Genomic DNA, 17,113 nt, shown 5'->3' with positions numbered 1-17,113 from the left:
GGTTAGGCACGCCGCGCGCCCAGCTCGCGCTCCAGCAGCTCCATAGCTACCTCGGTAGCGCTGCGGTGATCCATCTCGCCGGTGGACTGTGCAGCCTCCATCATGTCGCGCTCTTCGTCGTCGCGGGTGTAGGCCGGCGGCTCCTCGGGCGGAGCGGCAAAGTCCGGCTCAGGCTCGGGCGGCAGCGGCACGCCATTGCTGAACTGCGATTCATCGCGTTGCTTGGCAGCCTGCGTCGCCCGTGCGATGCGTGAGCGCCACCCGGGCATTTCCGGTTTACTCTCCGCCTCCTGGTCGTCAGCAGGCTCGCGCGCCGGTTGATTGGGGGTCCAGGCTTCCTTGCGCTGCGGCGGCCGCGGCGCATCGAAACCGGCGGTCTTCGGGTCGGTACCCACCACGCAGTTGACGGCCACATCGCGCTGGAACTCTTCCTTGAGCACCTCCACGATGACGGCATTATTGGCGGGCGCATTGATGCGCTCGGCCAGCGCGCCGGTGGTATGTCCCAGCGTCAGGGTGCCATCGCGGAAGCCAAGCACGCGGGCTTCGGCCAGCATGATTTCGGCCACCTTATTCCGCTTGCCGACGCTCCCCCTCAACGCCACCCATTTCTCCCTCACGGCCTCCGCGAAGTCGCCGTCCGGTTCCGCTGCCGCCTGCGTTTGCGGGGCAGGTTGCGGTGCGGGCTGCGCCGCGGCTTCCGGCGCTGTTTCCTCCGTGCGGGCCGGCACGGGCTTCTCCAGTGGCTCGCGATGCTTCTCCTGAGCCGGCGCTGAGTGCAGTGCCTCGCTCTGCGCCGACTGCGCCGATTGCTGCTCGGGCACCTTTGCCTGCGGGATTTGCCGCTCACGCTGCCACGGATCCCCAGCCTCTTGCCGCTGCGGTTGCGGCTCTTGGCCCTGAGGATTCTGCGGGGTGTGCGCCTCGGCGGCCGCCGACTGCTCGGGTTGCGCCTTCGGCTGCACATCCGGTCGCGATTCCGGTTGGGACGGGACCTGCGGCTGGGCGGTCGGTGCAGAGGTTGGAGCAGGAGAAGGGGCAGAAGCCTGCTGTTCCTGGGACTTGGCGCGGCGGCGAGCGATGATGGCAGCAGCGGCGGACTGGGGGTCTTGGGCACCGGCGACGACAGAGTTGGCCGCGGGAGCACCGCCCGGGGTCGCAGGGCCAGCCGGCGCGGGCGAAACCGCGGCAGCGTTGGCAGCAGGGGCGGGGGCGGGAGCCGCTGCGGATGCAGGCGCGGCAGCAGCCGGACCGGTAGACCCGATAAGCAGGTGCGCGCACATGATTTCCAGCAGCAGGCGCGGCGAGGTCGCGCCTGTGAGGTCGCTGATGCGGTCGTTGACCGTGGAGGCCAGGTAGGTCAGCTGCGGCCCGGAAAAACGCTGCGCTTGGGCGGTAAGCACCGAGGCGCGGTCAGTGGGCGCGGAGACGAGGCCGGCATCGATGGCGCCGGGCACGGCCTGCAGAATCATCAGATCGCGCAAACGGTCGAGCAAATCGACGGCGAAGCGGCGCGGGTCGTGGCCGGCCTCGATGACGTGGTCGACCATCGCGAAGAGGCCGGGTTTGTCTTGGTTGGCGAGGGTTTCGATGGCGTCGTCAAGCAGCGAGACATCGGTGACGCCCAAAAGCGGCCGGGCCAGGTCGTAGGTCAGACCATCGGGCCCGGCGCCGGCCAGCAGCTGGTCCAGCAGAGACAAAGTATCGCGCGGGGAACCGCCGCCCGCCTCAATAACCATGGGATATACGGCTTCTTCGACCTGCACGCCCTCGGACTCGACGGTGCGCTGCAGCAGGCCCTTCATGGCCGGCGGGGTCAGCAGGCGGAAGGGATAGTGGTGGGTACGCGAGCGAATGGTGCCGATGATCTTCTCCGGCTCCGTGGTCGCGAAGATGAAAATGACGTGCTCCGGTGGCTCCTCCACCACTTTGAGCAGCGCGTTAGCGCCGGAGGGCGAAATCATATGCGCCTCGTCAATAATGAAGATGCGGTAGCGCGATTCGGCCGGCGCGTAGTAGGCGCGGTCGCGCAGCTCGCGCATGTCCTCCACGCCGTTGTGCGAGGCGGCGTCGAGCTCCGTCACGTCCAGGTTGCCGGGGCCGCCGGGGGCGAGGGAGACGCAGGAATCGCACTTGCCGCACGGCGTCGAGGTCGGCCCGTGCTCGCAGTTGAGCGAGCGGGCCATAATCCGCGCCGAGGAAGTCTTGCCGCAGCCGCGCGGGCCGGAAAAGAGGTAGGCGTGGTTGATGCGCCCTGCATCAAGGGCGGCGGATAGCGGCGTGGTGACCTGCTCTTGGCCCACGACCTCCGCGAACGTTGCTGGACGATATTTCCGGTATAAAGCCACGGTTAGTCAGTTTACCGGCTAACCCTCGCGCGACCAGTCCAGCAGGTCAATGCCCTGCTCGGCCACCGCCGCCTGCAGCTTGCCGACGCCCTCTTCTACCCCAAACGCATATTCCGAATCCGTCAGCATGACCAGCTGCAAGATGAGGGTCAGGCGGCCCTCCTCGCGAAATTGCGGGGTCTGCCCGCCCCACAGGTACGGCGCGATGAACAGGCCGTGGTGCACGGTGACGTCAGGGACGTCGAGGATGGACGGCAGCATCACGCCCGGCTGTGCCGGCAGCAGGCCGCCGGCCTTGTCGAAGGTGTCAGCCGCAGCGTTGATGGCGGCGGCCACCTCGGGCTGCCCGGTGCGCGCCACCGTCAACAGCTCGCAGCGCACGTCGGTGCCGTCGTCCTGGCTCTGCAGGCCGGTGTCGGTGGCGTTGAAGGTGGTGGTGAGGGCGAGCGATTGGGCGTCGGCAAGCGAGGCAAGGCCTAGCCGGCGCTCATCGACGTAGCGGAACTCCAGCGGAGCCGGGATAATCTCGCTCAGCCACAGGGCAGACTCGTCGGCGTTGATGTTAGGCCCCCAGCTTCTCCACGGCGGCAAGCAGCACACAGGTAGCGACGCCGTCCATCGCCGCCTCAACCTCCTCCTGCGGCGGCAGGGTTGGGGCGAGGCGGATATTGCGGTCATTGTCATCCTGGCCATACGGGAAGGCGGATCCGGCCTGGGTGAGCAGGATGCCAGCATCGCGCGCGAGCTCCCAGACGCGGTTGGCGGTGCCGTCGACGACGTCGAGGGAGATGAAGTAGCCGCCCTTCGGGGTGGTCCACTGCGCCACCTCGTACTCGCCGAGGCGCTTGTCCAAGATGCGCAGCACGGCATCGAACTTGGGCTTAATCAGCGCGGCGTGGCGGCGCATTACCGCGCGCACGCCCTCGGCAGAGCCAAAGAACTCGTGGTGCGCCAGCTGGTTAATCTTATTGGGGCCGATGCCGCGGATGCCGGCGTGCTCCAGGTACCACTCGAGGTTATCCTCCGAGGTGCCGAAGAAACCCACGCCCGCGCCCGCGAAGGTTATCTTCGAAGTCGAAGACATGGCCCAGAAGCGGTTCGGGTTGCCTTCTTCCGCGGCAATATCCAGAATCGGCAGGATTTCCGGGAATTCTTCCGTCAAGGTATGCACGGCGTAGGCGTTATCCCACACGATGCGGAAATCCGGCGCACCGGCCTGCATGCGGGCGAGGCGGCGGGCCTTGTCTTCAGAAATCACGGCGCCGGTGGGGTTAGCGAACATCGGCACTACCCACATGCCCTTGACCGCCGGATCCGCCACCAGCTTTTCGACGGCCTCTACATCCGGCCCGTCCTCTTCCATCGGCACCGTCACCAGCTCGAAACCGAATTGCTCCGTGATGGCAAAGTGGCGGTCGTAGCCCGGCACTGGGCAGATCCACTTGAGTTTTTCTTCCTTGCTCCACGGCTGTGCGGAATCATTGGTGCCGAAGAGGAATGCCCAAGAAATCAGGTCAAACATGATGTTCAGCGAGGAGGAGTCTGCAGCTACGAGCAGCTCGGGGTCCATGTTGGTCAGCTTGCCCCAGATGTCGCGCAGTTCCCTGATGCCCTTTTGGTTGCCGTAGTTACGCAGGTCGTTTCCGGCTGCATCGGTGTAATTGCCCAAGCCGGGCAGGGCGAGAAGATCATTGGAAAGGTCTAGCTGCGCCTTCGCTGGCTTGCCGCGGGTCAGGTCCAATTTCAGGCCCTTAGCCTTAAGGTCCTCGTAGTCCTTACGGACCTGGGCGGCGAGCTCCGCGAGTTCGGACGATTCCAAAGTAAGAAGCGACATGCGTATGTCTACCTTCCATGTATAGGGCGACTTTTAGCCCCCAATAGTAACGCACGCCATACAAAAAGGGGACCCCGCGCACCCGCCAGAGCCTCCTGACCCTTGCTGCATTCCTGCCCTGGGGGAGTTCAGAGGATGGACGCCACGCGGAATCCTGCCCCATACTTTAACGCCCGAGCGCCGGTTTAGCCAAATGGGACTCCGACCGCACGGGCCGCCACCGCCCACAGGCGCGCAGCCCAAGGACCATCCGATACTAAACAGCTTTAGATCGCCGAAAATAGCTCCTGACCTGGCGATTGGTAAAATAATTGCCACGGCTGCTAATGTTTCTTCTCGGAGGATTCGACTAGCGGCCTATGTCACACGCCTGGAACGCGTGCGGGGTTCACGCCCCTCGTGGGTTCAAATCCCACATCCTCCGCCAGAGGAAATCCCGGCTCCTGCTGCATAGCAACGGAGCCGGGATTTTTGTTGTATACGGGCGCGCGGCCGCGCTTGCCGACGCCGCTCCCCTCCTCCCTAATCGATGACCGGCGGCTCGTAGCCATCCGCCTTCAGCCACGCGACGTGCGGCGGCGTATTCATCCCCCACTCGGTGCGCACCCAGAGGAAAGCCTGGGAGACCTCGGCCTCGGAATAGCCGCCGTCGCGCAAGTATTGCCGGAAGCCATTCGGGCCTGGGTCCTTGATCCAGAGCCAGACGTAGTCGTCGAGGGAGTCGTCGGCAAGCAGGCCCTCCAGCCCGGCCGGAACGAATTCGCGCTCGGCGCGCACGCGGTCCGCTAAGTCCTGGTCAAGGAAGTCGTAGAGGTAATCCAGCGCGTCCTCAAGCTGCGCATAATCGAAGGGATCCATGCCGCCCAGCCTAATGGCGCTTGGTGCCCAAGACCATGCGGTCAATTTCCTCGAGCACCTCGTCCACGATGGCCGGGTTATAGGCGCGGTAACCGCGCATGCGCAGCAGCTCCTCCTGTGCGGCCGTCAGGGCGGTCCGGCGAGCCTCCAGCGCCACGTGGCGGGCCTGCCAGGCGCGTTGCTTGCGGGAGTCTTCGGACACATCCTCGCCATCACCAATTCGGTCTTCCAGCCACTGCATAACGTTGGCGGAAATTTCGGGGTCGACCTTTTCGGCGCCGGGCGCTATATGCCCATCAGGCCGGAAGTGTGACAGCGCCTCGATGCTGGCCGCACGCGCACGGCCCACCACGGCAGCGCGCATCTTATCGCTGGCAATCTGGGAGGCCTCCGTAAGATCGAGGCGCTCCATCAACCACGGCAGCAGCAGGCCGGGCACCACCATCGTGACCAACAAGACGGTCAGCGCAATGACCGCGAGCTCGTGGTGGAAGCTGAACACGCCGGCCGGAATCGACAAAACCAGCGCCAGGGTGACGAGGCCGCGCATACCGGACCAGGTCATCAGCAGCACCTCCTGCAAGCGCAACGGCGCCACGCGCGGTCGGCCGCGGGAGACGTTGATGCGGTAATAGATGTACATCCACACCAAGCGGACGACAAAGGCCACGAGGGACAAAATGACGCCCACCACCACGGAGTGCCACAGGTCCGAGCCCACTTCCCCAATGGCGGTATTGACCGTCAGTCCAATGAGTCCGAAGGCCACGCCGGTAAAGAGCAGTTCGATGGTCTCCCAGAAGGACTGGCCGGAAAGACGGTCCTCGGCCTGGATATCGGCGCTCGAACTTAGCTCGACGGCCGCGATAACCACGGCGATAACGCCGGAGGCGCCGAGCTCTTCCGAGATGAGGTAGACGGCGAACGGCGTCACCCAGGTCAGCGCGTTGCGCGCGGTGACGTCGTGGACGTGGGTGATAAACAGCGCTACTAGCCGGCCGACGCCCCATCCCAGGCCTCCCGCGACGAATGCGGAGTAGAAGAAGTTGAGCACGCCGCCGCCAAAGGAGAGATCATCGCCTTGGGTTACGGCCGTCAAGGCAAGATTGAAAGCGACGATAGAGGCGGCATCGTTAAATAGGCCTTCAGTTTGCAAGGTAGTGATGATGCGCCGCGGGATGCCGGCGGGCTCGGCCACGGCGTCAACGGCGACGGGGTCCGGCGGGGCGATGGCCGCGCCGATGAGGATGGCGGCGGCCAGGCTAATTCCCGGCAGGAAGGCATAGGCTGTGAAGCCAACGGCCAGCGTGGTGGCGACCACCAGCAGCACGGACAGGCTCAAGATGGTCACCCATTGCTCGCGGATAACACCCCACGAGGTGCGCCGGGCCAGCGCCCACAGCAGCGGCGGCAGGAAAATAGGCAGGATGAGCTCGGTGGGCGGCTCGAACTGGGGCAGGCCGGGCACGAAGACCGCGCAGGCGGTAATGATAGTCAGCAGGGCCGGCCACGGCAGCCCAATCTTGTCACCGATGGCGACGACGAACACAGTCAGCAGCATGAGCCCAATGAGCACCAGAAGAACATCCATGGGCTCAGATTTTACCCCCGCCAGATATAAGGCTCAGGGCTTAAACGGTCGGGCGCGAATTGCGCGAGCAGCTCCGCGGCACTGTGAGCTTCGTACCCCAGCGAGGCCGCCAACTGCTTGACGACGTCCCCCTCCTCCCCCATCTCCCGCATAGTCACCGCCCCATCGCGCTTAGCCAGGCGCTCGCCGGATTCATTGAGCACGAGCGGGACGTGGATGTACTCCGGCGGTTCGATGCCGAGCAACGAGGCGAGATAAGCCTGGCGCGGCGCGGAGGAGAGCAGATCATCGCCGCGGACCACCTGGTCGATGCCTTGATAGGCATCGTCGACGACAACGGCCAAGTTATAGGCCCAGCCGGTGTCCTGGCCGCCGCGGCGCAGGATGAAATCATCAACCTCGCCCGTATAGGTGCCGTGGAGGGCGTCGTGGATGGTGAAAGTGGGGACGTCGGCAAGCAGGCGAAGGGCGGGCTGGCGATTCTGGGCCGCGAGCTCGGCGCGCTTGGCCGCGCGCTGGTCCTCGGTGAGGTGGCGGCAGGTGCCCGGGTACTGTCCGGGGATGGCGTGCGGGGCGCGGGAGGCCTCGCGAATGTCCTTACGCGAGCAATAGCACTCGTAGGTGGGCAGCTGGGCCAAGGCTTGCTCATAGGCAGCGTCGCGATCGTGCTGGTAGATAACCTCGCCGTCCCAATCCAGTCCGAGCGCGCGCAGGTCCGTTAACTGACGCTCGGCCGATTCCTGGGAGGAGCGCTGCTTATCGATGTCCTCCACGCGCACCACAAAGCGCCGCCCTGTCGAGCGGGCAAAAAGCCACGCCAGAAGCGCCGTGCGGAGGTTGCCGAAGTGCAGATCGCCCGAGGGGCTCGGCGCATAGCGGCCGGCACCGGTGGTCACGGAATTCATGCCCACAGTCTACGGGCTGGCACAATGGCGGGCATGGAAAAAACGAACGGCGCTGAGGTGCGCTTCATTCCCGTCCGCTCCACCCTCTACCCCTGGCTGGTCACCGTGTTTGTGGTGACCTTCCTGATTTCTAATATCAACGCCACCAAGGGCGTCCAGCTCGGCCCGCTGGTGACCGACGGCGCCTTCTTCCTCTTCCCGCTGGCCTATATCGTCGGCGACGTGCTCTCCGAGTGCTATGGCTTCAAATCCACGCGGCGTGCAGTCTATATTGGTTTCGCGATGGCCATCCTGGCGGCCGTGTGCTTCTATATCGCCATCTGGCTGCCGGCGGCCGATTTCTACGAGGGCCAGGAGGCCTTCGCCGCCACGCTTGGTCTGATGCCGCAGATTCTGGCCGCCTCGCTGGCCGGCTACCTGGTGGGTCAGCTGCTCAACGCCTGGACGCTGACCGCGATGAAGAAGCGCTCGGGCGAAAAGGGCCTCTTTGCGCGCCTTATCGCCTCCACCGTGGTGGGCGAGTTCGGCGATACGCTGCTGTTTTGCGCCATCGCCGCACCGGTCATCGGCGTAGACACCGTGGGCGGATTTATCAACTACGTCATCGTGGGCTTCGTGTGGAAGACCCTGATGGAGGCCGTCATGCTGCCGGTGACGGCCGCGGTCATTAAGTGGGTGAAGAAGCGCGAGGACTACTTGCCAGCGTAATAGCGGCCGAGGAATTCATCGCGGTAGGCCTCGTAATATCCGCCGTCGATGGCGGCGCGGATATTATCCACCAAGCGAATCATGAACTCCACATTGTGGATAGTGCACAGCGTGCCGGCGAGGAATTCCTTCGCCTTGAGCAGGTGGTGCAGGTAGGCGCGGGAGTAATTCTCGGATACGTAGCCGCCGAATTCCTCGTCCACGCCGGCAAAATCCGGCTTGAAGCGCGCATTAGTGAGGTTCATGCGGCCGTCAAGGGTGTAGACGCCGCCACGGCGCGCCAAGCGGGTGGGCGCCACACAGTCGAAGGTATCGGCGCCGGCCTCGACGGCGGTAAAGATATCGTCCGGCTCGGAGATGCCTAGCAAGTGGCGCGGCTTGTCCTCAGGTAGCTCATCGCACACCCAGCCGACGATGGTGCCCAAGTTTTCCTTTTCCAGCGCGCCGCCGATGCCGAAGCCGCCGAAGCCGCGCTTGCCGTCCTCGCGGGCGTCGCGGTCGAGGTCGAGCAGGCCGCGGGTGGCCTGGCGGCGCAGGTCCTCGTACTGCGCGCCTTGAACAACGCCCCACAGCGACTGCTTCGGGCGGTGGGCGCGCTCGCGGGTGAGGCGATCGTGCTCATCCAGGCAGCGCTTGGCCCAGCGGTGCGTGCGCGCGACCGATTCTTCCTGGTAAGTGCGCGTATCAACGAGCGTGGTCAGCTCGTCGAAGGCGAACATGATATCCGCGCCCAGCCCGTGCTGGATCTGCATGGACTTCTCGGGGGTAAAGCGGTGCTTGGAGCCGTCGATGACGGATTTAAAATCCACGCCGTCCTCGTCCACCTGCGCCATGCGTTCCTTTTTGGCGGCGCGGATGTCCTTATCGCTGAGATCCGCAATGTCCATCGCAAGGACCTTTTTGAAGCCCACTCCCAGCGACATGACCTGGAATCCGCCGGAGTCGGTATAGGTCGGGCCGTGCCAGTTTTCAAACTCGGCCACACCGCCGGCCTCGTCCACGATGTCGTGGCCCGGCTGCAGGTAGAGGTGGTACGCATTCGACAAGATGGCCTGCGCACCGGTGGCGCGAATCTGCTCCGGGGTAAGCGTCTTGACCGTGGCTTTGGTCGCCACCGGGATGAAGGCCGGGGTCTGGATATCACCGTGCGGGGTGTGGATGACACCACTGCGGCCGTGCTTGCCGGGGCCTTCGGGCAGACGCTTGCCGACGTCGAAACTCAAGTCCATCTTTACTCTTCTTCCTTGTCTGCAGGGCTAGGGGTTGGGGCCGGGGTGGCGTGTTTAGCTTCCCATTCTTCTTCCAGGGCGGTGCCTTCGATATCCAGGGTGGGCAGAATCTTCGCCAACCACTTCGGCATCCACCACGTCGCGCGGCCCATGAGGAACATGGTGGCGGGGACGAGGGTCATGCGGATAAAGAAGGCGTCGAATAGCACGCCGGCGGCCAAAGCAAAGCCGAAAATCTGGATGAAGGGCAGGGGCTGGTTAATAAAGGCCACGAAGACCGAAATCATAATGATGGCCGCGGCCGTGACCACGCGGGCGCCCTGGGTAAAGCCGGTGATGGTGGCCTCGTCGACGGCGCTATATCGCCCGCCGGTGCCCTCCGGATGCCGCGAGATATGCTCGCGCATGCGGGTGACCAGGAAGACCTGGTAGTCCATCGCTAGGCCGAAAGTCACGCCGATGAGGAAGATGGGCATAAAGGAAATCAGCGGGCCCGGTGCGGGAACTAGGTTCCACAGGCCTTCCTGCCAGACCAGCACTGTCAGGCCGAAGGCGCCGCCGACGGACAGGAGGAAGCCCAGGCCCGCAACCAGCGGCACCAGGATGGAGCGGAAGACCAACAGCAGTAGCACGATGGCCAGGCCCACGACGATGGCCAGGTACGGCGCCATGGCTTCCTCGAGGCGCTCGGTGATATCGAGCTGCACGGCGGTTAGGCCGGTCAGGCCGATGTCGGTGCCGGTGGCGTCTTCGATCTCGCCAGTAGCCGAGCGCAGCGCGTGCGCGACGTTGACCGTCGCGGCGTCCGTCGGCGCGGTTTCTGGGGTGACCATGATCTGCGCGGCGCGCTGGTCCTTACTCAAGCCGACGATCTGCGCGTGCTTCACGCCGCCCAGCCCCTTGAGCTGGTCCGCGGTGTATAGGAAGGACGCGAGCGCGGCCTTGTCCTCCGGCGAGGAATTGTCCGCAGCGTCTGCGGAGGTGTCTACTACCTCGGCGGCCGGGGCAATCTCCGGCTCGGCCTCGGCCGCGGGCTGATCCAGCTGCGGCTGCTCAGGGGCTGCGTCCTCTGGCACAACGTCCTCTGGTGCAGCGCCCTCGGGCGCGGCCTCCGCGTCTGGTGCAGGGGCTGGTTCGGGCTGGGATTGGGCGTCGACAAGCGGGGCGAGGGCGCCGGCATCCGCGTTGACCGTGTGGGCATCGACCACGGCGAGGAAGGGGCCGTTGACGCCGGGGCCGAAGCCCTCGGACATGATATCGGCGGCCTTGCGCTGGGTGGTATCGGGATTGGAGGTGGTATCGGCCGGAAGGGCGAGCTCCATGTCCAGCACCGGCGCGGTCATCGCGCCCAGGGAGAGGACAACCAGCGCCATGGCCAGGCCGGGGACCTTCTGGACCAGGCGCACCCAGCGGTTGCCCATGGTGGGACCACGGCGGCGCTTGCCCTTGCGGGTCGGGTTGCCGGCCACGCCGGGGATGCGGCCATTGAAGGCCTTATCGCCCAGCACGCCCAGCATCGCGGGGATGAGCGTAAGCGACACCAATACGGCGATGGCGACGGTGCCGGCAGCGGCCAAGCCCATGGCCGTCAGGAAGCCGATGCTTGCAATGAGAAGCGCAAAAAGCGCAGTAAAGACGGTCGCGCCGGCAAAGACCACGGAGGAGCCGGCGGTTCCCACCGCCATGCCTGCGGCATCGGGCCCATCCATGCGGCGGCGCTCGGCGCGGTAGCGCGAAAGGATAAACAGCGCATAGTCAATGCCCACGGCTAAGCCAATCATGATGGCCAGGACCGGGGTCATATTATTGAGCTCAATCCAGTGGGTGGCAATCAACATTCCCAGCGCGCCTAGTCCCACGCCGATGACGGCGGACACCAAAGGCATACCCGAGGCCACCAGGGAGCCGAAGGTAAAGATGAGCACGATAAAGGCAACGCCGAGGCCGATGATCTCAGAGGTGGAATTGACCGCGATTTCATCGCCAAAGCCGGCACCATTGCCCTCTACGGTGAGGCCGCGGTCGCGGGCAATATTCATCGCCTCGGTAACGGTGTCTTTATCGGCCTGCTCCACGCTATAGGGCGACTCGGCGTCGAAATTAAAGGTGGTATAGGCAATGGTCTCGTCATCATTGACCATGGCGAGGTTGTCCGCGTCCGCGCGGGCGGATGCTTCCGGCAATCCCATGTCCGTGAACTGGTGGATCACCTGGTCCTGCAATCGAGGCGAGACCTCAAGCGGGTTGCCAAAGCGCGTGGTATCGCCCATCTCTAGGTTGTCCTCGAGGTAGGAGATGGTGGCGTCGATGGCCTCGCGGTTTGCGGGATCAGAAAGCTTCTGGCCGTCTGGGGCCTTGAAGACCACGTTGACCGAGGGCGAGTTGGCAGGATTGCCGCCCTCTGGGAAGAGGTCCATGGTCTTGTAGGTGGCGTCGATGGACGGGGTTCCCTTGATGGAGAACTCGCTCGTCATCGGTTTCATCAGCAAGGCGGCGGCACCGCCGACTGCGGCGAGTAGCAGCAGCCATGCCACGATGACCTTCCACTTATGGAGGAAAGACCAGCGCCCAAGACGATAAAGCAATTTAGCCACGGGTAGATGTACCTTCGCATTCGCGTGGGGGACGGGTTGAACTTTGCCCTAGTGTAGTGGCCATACCCCACAATCCCCTATCGCGAAGCCACCTGCGTCCCAGTTTTCACAGCTGGCGGCCAGCCAGCCGGATTCCCCGCGCCTGCCGGAAAATTGGGCAAAAGAAAATCCCGACCTGCGTAAACAGGCCGGGATCCCGGTGCGGTGGCGGCGGGATTTGAACCCGCGGTTGGGGGTTACCCAACAATCGCTTTCGAGGCGATCACCTTCGGCCGCTCGGACACGCCACCGCTTTCCAGATTACGGGAGTGGGCCCGAGCGACAAAATCGCTGCGCCGGCGGGGTGCTAGCGCAGCGATATGAGAAACGGGGACGAGGATTAGTCGTCCTTCAGGCCACCGATAACCTCGTTGGCCTTGTCCTTGATGCCTTCGGCAGCGTCAGACAGCTTGTCCTTAGCCTCGGAGGTGACCTGGTCGGCCTTGCCCTCGTTAGCTACGTCCTTGTTGTCGGTAGCTTCGCCGTAGGCTTCCTTTGCCTTGCCTACAAGGCCATCCTTCTTGTTTTCCAAATCGCCCATGTTCACTCCTTTGAGTAGACGGTTGTTGTATGACCACCAGTGTACGCACGTTTAGCGCAGGCCGTCGAAGAAGTTTCGGAGCAACCCAGCGCATTCACCTTCGAGGACGCCGCCGCGGACCTGCGGGGTGAAGGGGGCGGTGGGGGCACGCAGGACATCGATAAGCGAGCCGCACGCGCCGGTCTTGGGCTCGAAGGCGCCGAAGACCACAGAGGACACCCGCGCGGCCTGCAGAGTGCCGGCACACATGGCGCAGGGTTCTAGGGTGACGACGAGTTCGCAGCCGGAAAGCCGCCAGCCATCGCCGTGCACGCGGACGGCCTGGCGAATGGCCTCGACCTCGGCGTGGGCGGTGGGGTCCGCAAGCTCTTCACGGCGGTTGACGCCGGTGGCAAGTTCGGTTCCGGTGGCGTCGTAAAGCACCGCACCCACGGGGACGTCGCCGGCCGGCGTACGCTTGGCGACGTCGAGGGCGCGGCGCATCCGAGCCTCAGCGCGCAGCAAGGGCTCAGGCGTTATCAATGACGTCTTCCAACTCATCGCCAAAGCCGAGCTCGCCGGCGATGCGCAGCAACATATCGGAAGGCCAGTCCTCATCATTGTCAATGATGTAGCCCACCTGGTCCTCGGATAAACCAAGGTCAGCGAAGATATCGAAATCGCCCTCGCCATAAGGATCGGCCTCTTCGGGGTCTACATCCGGGATTTCATGATCGTTGATATCCATGAAATCGGCGGCGAAGTCATCGTCGACACCATAGGTGGCGTCCGAGATGAGCATCTTTACCCCGCCCGGCACTGGGCGCACGGCAATAAAATAGGCATCCTCCACGCACAGCAGCGCGAACGCAGCGCCCTCGGAACGCAGGCTGCGCACCGCATTGATGGAGGTCTGCGGATCCTCAAAGTCATCGTTGAAGCTGCGCACCAGCCATTGGCCCGCGTTGCGGGCGACGGTTACTGCGAAGGAGTAATTTTCGTTGCTCATACCTCGTGAGATTAGTCGTGTTGTGCCACAATTGTCATCGTGAGTTCTCAAGATGTTCAACGCCCTATCTGCATTATTGGCCTCGGCCTCATCGGCGGCTCTTTGCTGCGCGATCTCGCCGGATATAATCACCCCGTTTTTGGCTACAACCACTCCACGTCCGGCGCCCGCACTGCAGTAAAGCAGGGTTTTGACGTCACCGATGATCTTCCGGCGATTTTGACCCGCGCGGAGACGGAGAACGCGCTCATTGTCATAGCCGTGCCTATGGGCGCGGTGGGCGAGGTGCTCGACGCCATTCAGGAGCACGCGCCGAGCTGCGGTATTACGGACGTCGTTTCCGTGAAGACAGCCGTACGCCAGCAGGTACTGGAGCGCGGAATGGAGTCGCGCTACGTGGGCGGCCACCCGATGGCGGGCACGTCCAAGTCCGGTTGGGATAACTCGCAGAAGGACCTGTTCCGCCGCGCGGCGTGGGGCATTACCTATGACTACGCCGCCGAGTGTGAGGCGCGCGGGGAAAAGATTCCGAAGCAGTGGATTGAGACCTTCACCGAGGTCGTGCGCATGACCCAGATGGTGCACGCAGAGGCGGTTCCTATCCGCGTGGCTAATCACGATGCCGCGGTGGCGCGCATTTCCCACCTGCCGCACGTCTTTGCGGAGATCCTCGCCGTGGTGGGCGATAACGGCGGAATCCTGGCACAGTCCCTGTCTGCCGGTTCCTTCAAGGACGCTACCCGCGTGGCTGGCACGCACCCGGAGCTGGTGCAGCAGATGTGCGAGACCAATGCGCCGGCGCTGGTGGAGGCTTTGGACGAGGCCTTGGACTTGCTGCGCGATGCCCGAGAAAAGCTCGACTCCCCCGAACCTTCCATCGCTGAGCTTTCCGACGCCGGCTATCGCGCCCGCACCCGCATCGATGCCCGTTCCGGCGCGCGCAAGGAATCGGTCTCCCCGGTCAAGATTTCTTCCCGCCCGGTGCTGCGCCTGCACCCAGGCGGCCCGAAGTGGGTGGCACAGCTGCGCCAATCCGAGTCCCTGGGCGGGCGCATCGAGATTTTCTAGCGCTTTCGCCCCCGCAGGCCAGGAATGCGGGATACTACTGCGGCGGCAATAAGACCTAGCGCTGCTATTACGGCATAAAGCCAAGCGCGGTCGGCGCTGGTCTGCGGGGTTTTCGGCGGTTCGGGAGTGGTTTCCGCGGTGAGAATCGCTTCCTTATCGCGCCCGCTCACTACTGCCTCGATCCACTCCTTGGTGCCGGCCAGCGTGGTAATAGCCGCGCTAGGCGAAGGCAGGTCTGGGTCCCCGTTCGCGGTGCCCGCCGTGGCGAGTCCGGCGAGCTTACCGTCTACAAAGAAGGGGCCGCCGGAGTCACCACCCTGCATGCCGGCTCGGCCGGTGGAGTGTACGTCGAGAATGGCGCTTTCAATTAGTGGCATCGGGCCATCTGGCGCCCCACCCGGCATCGCCTCGCTGGCTGGCACGCTTTCCGTACCCTCCGGCATTTTAAGTCCCGGCATGGCCTCAGCCGCGGGAACGCTTTCTCCACCATCGGCATCCTCACCAGCGTCCGTGGCGGCGCCCGCGCCAGCGTCCGCGCCAGCAGGTTCGGCGGGGCTACCGCCGAGGAGCTCGGCCACTTCCATTTCCGCTTGAGGCAGCTGACCGCGGCGCGCCATAGAAGAACTACTGCTCCAGCCGTAGAGAGTGCCGCGTTTACCTGGTTCAGGAACTTGGGTGGAAATCTCTGCGGGTTTTGTATCGGTGACAGGGACGGTGAGGTGGAGAAGGGCGGCGTCGGAAAGCGGGGACAGCGCCCACGAATCAGCGTCGTAGGTGGTTCCGTTGATGCGGGCTTGGGTGCCCTTATTATTCACGGACTCGAGGCAGTGGCGTGCGGTGAGCACCCATTGGGCGGCCACGAGAGTACCAGTACAATCACCAAAACTACCCACGCGTCCTATCTTGAGTTGGGCGACAGTATGGGCCTCCTGGGAGTCCGTAGCTGGTTCGCCGTGTTCAAGTGCAGTGGCCGGGGCGGCAGTCAGTGCCACGATGCTGGCGGCGAGCAAGGCAGGGAAGATTTTGTGCTGCATGATTAGTCCTTCTTTCCAGCAGGAACGGCGATGGCAATAACTTTGGCGACGGCCCATTCGGCCGGCCCCTTCCCTATCAGGCGGCGCCACAGGGTTGCGATAACGAGGAAGAGGGCGATGAAGGCACAGGCCCAGGCGGTGTTGTGCAGGGCGATGTGGCTTTGCCAGTAATAGGCGGTGAGCACGTGCAGGATGTAGATGCTCAGTGACATCGCGCCCAGCGCCGCAAAGGGATAGGCCAGCTTGGGCGCAGCTCGACCAGCAAGCAGGCAGAGGTGTAGGACGACTGCAGCGACGGCAATGGACAGCACGATCTCGCCCACGACGCCGGTGTGGCCGGTAAAACGTAGCCAGCCAGGAATGTCCGTAGTAAAGCGGAAATAAAATCCGATAGCGGCAACGATGCCGGCTATAGCAGTGGAAGCCCACTGCGCGGTTGCGCCTTGCTTGCGAATATAGATTTCATAGAGCAGCATGCCGGCGAGGAAATAAGCGACATAGGCCAGCAGTGGGTATACCTGCGGTAGGGTCAGCGGAGCGTATTTCACGGTCGCGGCTACGGTGGCCGCAGCGAATAGGATTAGCTTCCAGACCCAGTGCAATGGGGGAACCCAGCACAGCAGCATCATGGTGATGCCGATTACTACTAGGACGACCTGAATCTCTCCCCCTAGGGGCAGTAGCGCGAGGCCGATGAGTGTAATTATGCAGCCTCGGGCGAGGATGCGCAGAAGCGTCGTCACCGTGAAACTTCGGGCAATGATCATCAATGTGACGCCAGCCAAGATGGCGAAAAACGCGGCAGGCAGGCCGTTGAGAATGACTTTGGTATGCCACACGAGGGAGGCCATGTGCAGGACTACCATGCCAATAATGGCAAGTGAGCGGGCTATATCAAGCCCAACGATGCGCGAAGATGCGGACACCGGGCGTTCTCCTTCAAGACAGAGGGGAGCGCGTTGCCGCAGTCCCCTTATTAATAAAGACTTTCTTTTTCTACTAAGAGAGTCTGGAAGGTTACTGTGGAAGCTTTATAAGTGTCCTGCATTTTATAAAGGGGTTGCCTAAGAATTTTGCGACGTAGGGAGGCGGGGTGAGGCGCGAGCCTAGTCGCGAAAGGAACTATCACGACGCCTGCGCGAACGCGAAGGATCAGCAGCCAGCTTCACCAGCGGGGATGCGGCGAGACCAATACCCAAGCCGACCAGGAAGAGCCAGAAAACGCCAGAGCCTAGCCATAGCATCAGGCCGAGGAGGGGTTAAGGGTCAAAAAGTGTGTCCGGAATCGCGGATTTTCACGGATTGACCTGTAGGTTTCCGGAAAGTATATGCTCCGGAAGCATATATCTAGCCCCCGACGGGAAATCCTCGGTGTG

Annotated in this window: 15 protein-coding genes, 2 tRNA genes and 1 other RNA gene; 3 read left to right on the top strand and 15 right to left on the bottom strand. The window is 63.6% G+C overall.

The features are described from left to right. Positions 1-2 precede the first annotated feature (2 nt). From RAE04_RS10400 to ffs, 4 genes are all read right to left on the bottom strand, one after another. On the bottom strand, positions 3-2,348 hold the full coding sequence (locus RAE04_RS10400; protein ID WP_317027309.1) for a DNA polymerase III subunit gamma and tau: 2,346 nt from the start codon (positions 2,346-2,348) through the stop codon (positions 3-5). A gap of 18 nt (positions 2,349-2,366) precedes the next feature. Further along, positions 2,367-2,948 (bottom strand): hypothetical protein, encoded by a 582-nt coding sequence (locus RAE04_RS10395; RefSeq protein WP_317027308.1) that lies wholly within the window; start codon positions 2,946-2,948, stop codon positions 2,367-2,369. Continuing rightward, positions 2,911-4,182, bottom strand: coding sequence for an aminotransferase class I/II-fold pyridoxal phosphate-dependent enzyme (locus RAE04_RS10390; protein ID WP_317027307.1), 1,272 nt, complete (start codon positions 4,180-4,182; stop codon positions 2,911-2,913). The genes RAE04_RS10395 and RAE04_RS10390 overlap by 38 nt, the downstream gene beginning before the upstream one ends. Positions 4,183-4,242: 60 nt before the next feature. Next, positions 4,243-4,341, bottom strand: an RNA gene (gene ffs, locus RAE04_RS10385) — signal recognition particle sRNA small type. Between the two features lie 179 nt (positions 4,342-4,520). Between ffs and RAE04_RS10380 the strand changes: the two genes are divergently transcribed. After that, positions 4,521-4,609 (top strand) — tRNA-Ser (locus RAE04_RS10380). A 95-nt stretch (positions 4,610-4,704) separates the two neighbouring features. On the opposite strand, the gene RAE04_RS10375 is transcribed toward RAE04_RS10380, so the two are convergent. Genes RAE04_RS10375 through gluQRS form a run of 3 tightly spaced genes read right to left on the bottom strand, consistent with a single transcriptional unit; the run spans position 4,705 to position 7,536 of the window. Then, on the bottom strand, positions 4,705-5,040 hold the full coding sequence (locus RAE04_RS10375; protein ID WP_317027306.1) for a hypothetical protein: 336 nt from the start codon (positions 5,038-5,040) through the stop codon (positions 4,705-4,707). Positions 5,041-5,050: 10 nt separating this feature from the next. Next, entirely contained in the window at positions 5,051-6,631 is a 1,581-nt protein-coding gene (locus RAE04_RS10370; RefSeq protein ID WP_317027305.1) for a sodium:proton antiporter, read from the bottom strand. 11 nt (positions 6,632-6,642) lie between these two features. After that, the gene (gene gluQRS / locus RAE04_RS10365) at positions 6,643-7,536 is read right to left on the bottom strand and encodes a tRNA glutamyl-Q(34) synthetase GluQRS (protein ID WP_317027304.1); all 894 of its coding nucleotides are present in this window, start codon (positions 7,534-7,536) and stop codon (positions 6,643-6,645) included. Positions 7,537-7,569: 33 nt separating this feature from the next. Here gluQRS and RAE04_RS10360 point away from each other — a divergent pair, with 33 nt between their 5' ends. Then, positions 7,570-8,244, top strand: coding sequence for a queuosine precursor transporter (locus RAE04_RS10360; protein WP_394371985.1), 675 nt, complete (start codon positions 7,570-7,572; stop codon positions 8,242-8,244). Here the strand turns inward: RAE04_RS10360 and tgt are convergent. The 6 genes from tgt to RAE04_RS10330 all read right to left on the bottom strand — a co-directional run bounded on the left by tgt (position 8,229) and on the right by RAE04_RS10330 (position 13,635). Next, the gene (gene tgt, locus RAE04_RS10355; protein ID WP_317027303.1) at positions 8,229-9,473 is read right to left on the bottom strand and encodes a tRNA guanosine(34) transglycosylase Tgt; all 1,245 of its coding nucleotides are present in this window, start codon (positions 9,471-9,473) and stop codon (positions 8,229-8,231) included. The two genes, RAE04_RS10360 and tgt, sit on opposite strands and share 16 nt — an antisense overlap. 2 nt (positions 9,474-9,475) lie before the next feature. Continuing rightward, on the bottom strand, positions 9,476-12,067 hold the full coding sequence (locus RAE04_RS10350; protein WP_317027302.1) for an MMPL family transporter: 2,592 nt from the start codon (positions 12,065-12,067) through the stop codon (positions 9,476-9,478). Positions 12,068-12,269: 202 nt separating this feature from the next. Continuing rightward, positions 12,270-12,357: transfer RNA gene (locus RAE04_RS10345), tRNA-Ser, on the bottom strand. An 89-nt stretch (positions 12,358-12,446) separates the two neighbouring features. Continuing rightward, positions 12,447-12,647 (bottom strand): CsbD family protein, encoded by a 201-nt coding sequence (locus RAE04_RS10340; RefSeq protein WP_005323174.1) that lies wholly within the window; start codon positions 12,645-12,647, stop codon positions 12,447-12,449. Between the two features lie 51 nt (positions 12,648-12,698). Continuing rightward, positions 12,699-13,130 (bottom strand): nucleoside deaminase, encoded by a 432-nt coding sequence (locus tag RAE04_RS10335; protein WP_317027321.1) that lies wholly within the window; start codon positions 13,128-13,130, stop codon positions 12,699-12,701. A 25-nt stretch (positions 13,131-13,155) separates the two neighbouring features. Beyond that, positions 13,156-13,635 carry a tRNA adenosine deaminase-associated protein gene (locus tag RAE04_RS10330; protein ID WP_005323176.1) on the bottom strand — a complete coding sequence of 160 codons (480 nt, stop codon included), beginning with the start codon at positions 13,633-13,635 and terminating at the stop codon, positions 13,156-13,158. Between the two features lie 39 nt (positions 13,636-13,674). On the opposite strand from RAE04_RS10330, the gene RAE04_RS10325 reads away from it, so the two are divergent. After that, positions 13,675-14,703: a prephenate dehydrogenase gene (locus RAE04_RS10325; RefSeq protein WP_284836706.1), complete on the top strand. Its 1,029-nt coding sequence runs from the start codon at positions 13,675-13,677 to the stop codon at positions 14,701-14,703. Here RAE04_RS10325 and RAE04_RS10320 read toward each other — a convergent pair. Together RAE04_RS10320 and RAE04_RS10315 are read right to left on the bottom strand one after the other, a co-directional pair. Continuing rightward, complete coding sequence (locus RAE04_RS10320) at positions 14,700-15,737, bottom strand: trypsin-like serine protease (protein WP_317027301.1); 1,038 nt, start codon at positions 15,735-15,737, stop codon at positions 14,700-14,702. The genes RAE04_RS10325 and RAE04_RS10320 overlap by 4 nt on opposite strands. Positions 15,738-15,739: 2 nt before the next feature. Then, entirely contained in the window at positions 15,740-16,663 is a 924-nt protein-coding gene (locus tag RAE04_RS10315) for a DUF418 domain-containing protein (RefSeq protein ID WP_317027300.1), read from the bottom strand. Between the last annotated feature and the right edge of the window lie 450 nt (positions 16,664-17,113).

It is taken from the genome of Corynebacterium sp. CTNIH16 (assembly GCF_032821655.1).
Classification (GTDB): Bacteria; Actinomycetota; Actinomycetes; order Mycobacteriales; family Mycobacteriaceae; genus Corynebacterium; species Corynebacterium marquesiae.
This window is presented reverse-complemented; position numbering and strand designations above follow the sequence as displayed.

Excerpts from the sequence above, each read along its gene's own strand:
- RAE04_RS10370 (WP_317027305.1), bottom strand. The coding sequence starts at position 6,631 with ATGGATGTTCTTCTGGTGCTCATTGGGCTCATGCTGCTGACTGTGTTC.
- RAE04_RS10330 (WP_005323176.1), bottom strand. The coding sequence starts at position 13,635 with ATGAGCAACGAAAATTACTCCTTCGCAGTAACCGTCGCCCGCAACGCG.
- RAE04_RS10320 (WP_317027301.1), bottom strand. The coding sequence starts at position 15,737 with ATGCAGCACAAAATCTTCCCTGCCTTGCTCGCCGCCAGCATCGTGGCA.
- RAE04_RS10335 (WP_317027321.1), bottom strand. The coding sequence starts at position 13,130 with ATGCGCCGCGCCCTCGACGTCGCCAAGCGTACGCCGGCCGGCGACGTC.
- RAE04_RS10390 (WP_317027307.1), bottom strand. The coding sequence starts at position 4,182 with ATGTCGCTTCTTACTTTGGAATCGTCCGAACTCGCGGAGCTCGCCGCC.
- RAE04_RS10360 (WP_394371985.1), top strand. The coding sequence starts at position 7,570 with ATGGAAAAAACGAACGGCGCTGAGGTGCGCTTCATTCCCGTCCGCTCC.
- tgt (WP_317027303.1), bottom strand. The coding sequence starts at position 9,473 with ATGGACTTGAGTTTCGACGTCGGCAAGCGTCTGCCCGAAGGCCCCGGC.
- RAE04_RS10340 (WP_005323174.1), bottom strand. The coding sequence starts at position 12,647 with ATGGGCGATTTGGAAAACAAGAAGGATGGCCTTGTAGGCAAGGCAAAG.
- RAE04_RS10375 (WP_317027306.1), bottom strand. The coding sequence starts at position 5,040 with ATGGATCCCTTCGATTATGCGCAGCTTGAGGACGCGCTGGATTACCTC.
- gluQRS (WP_317027304.1), bottom strand. The coding sequence starts at position 7,536 with ATGAATTCCGTGACCACCGGTGCCGGCCGCTATGCGCCGAGCCCCTCG.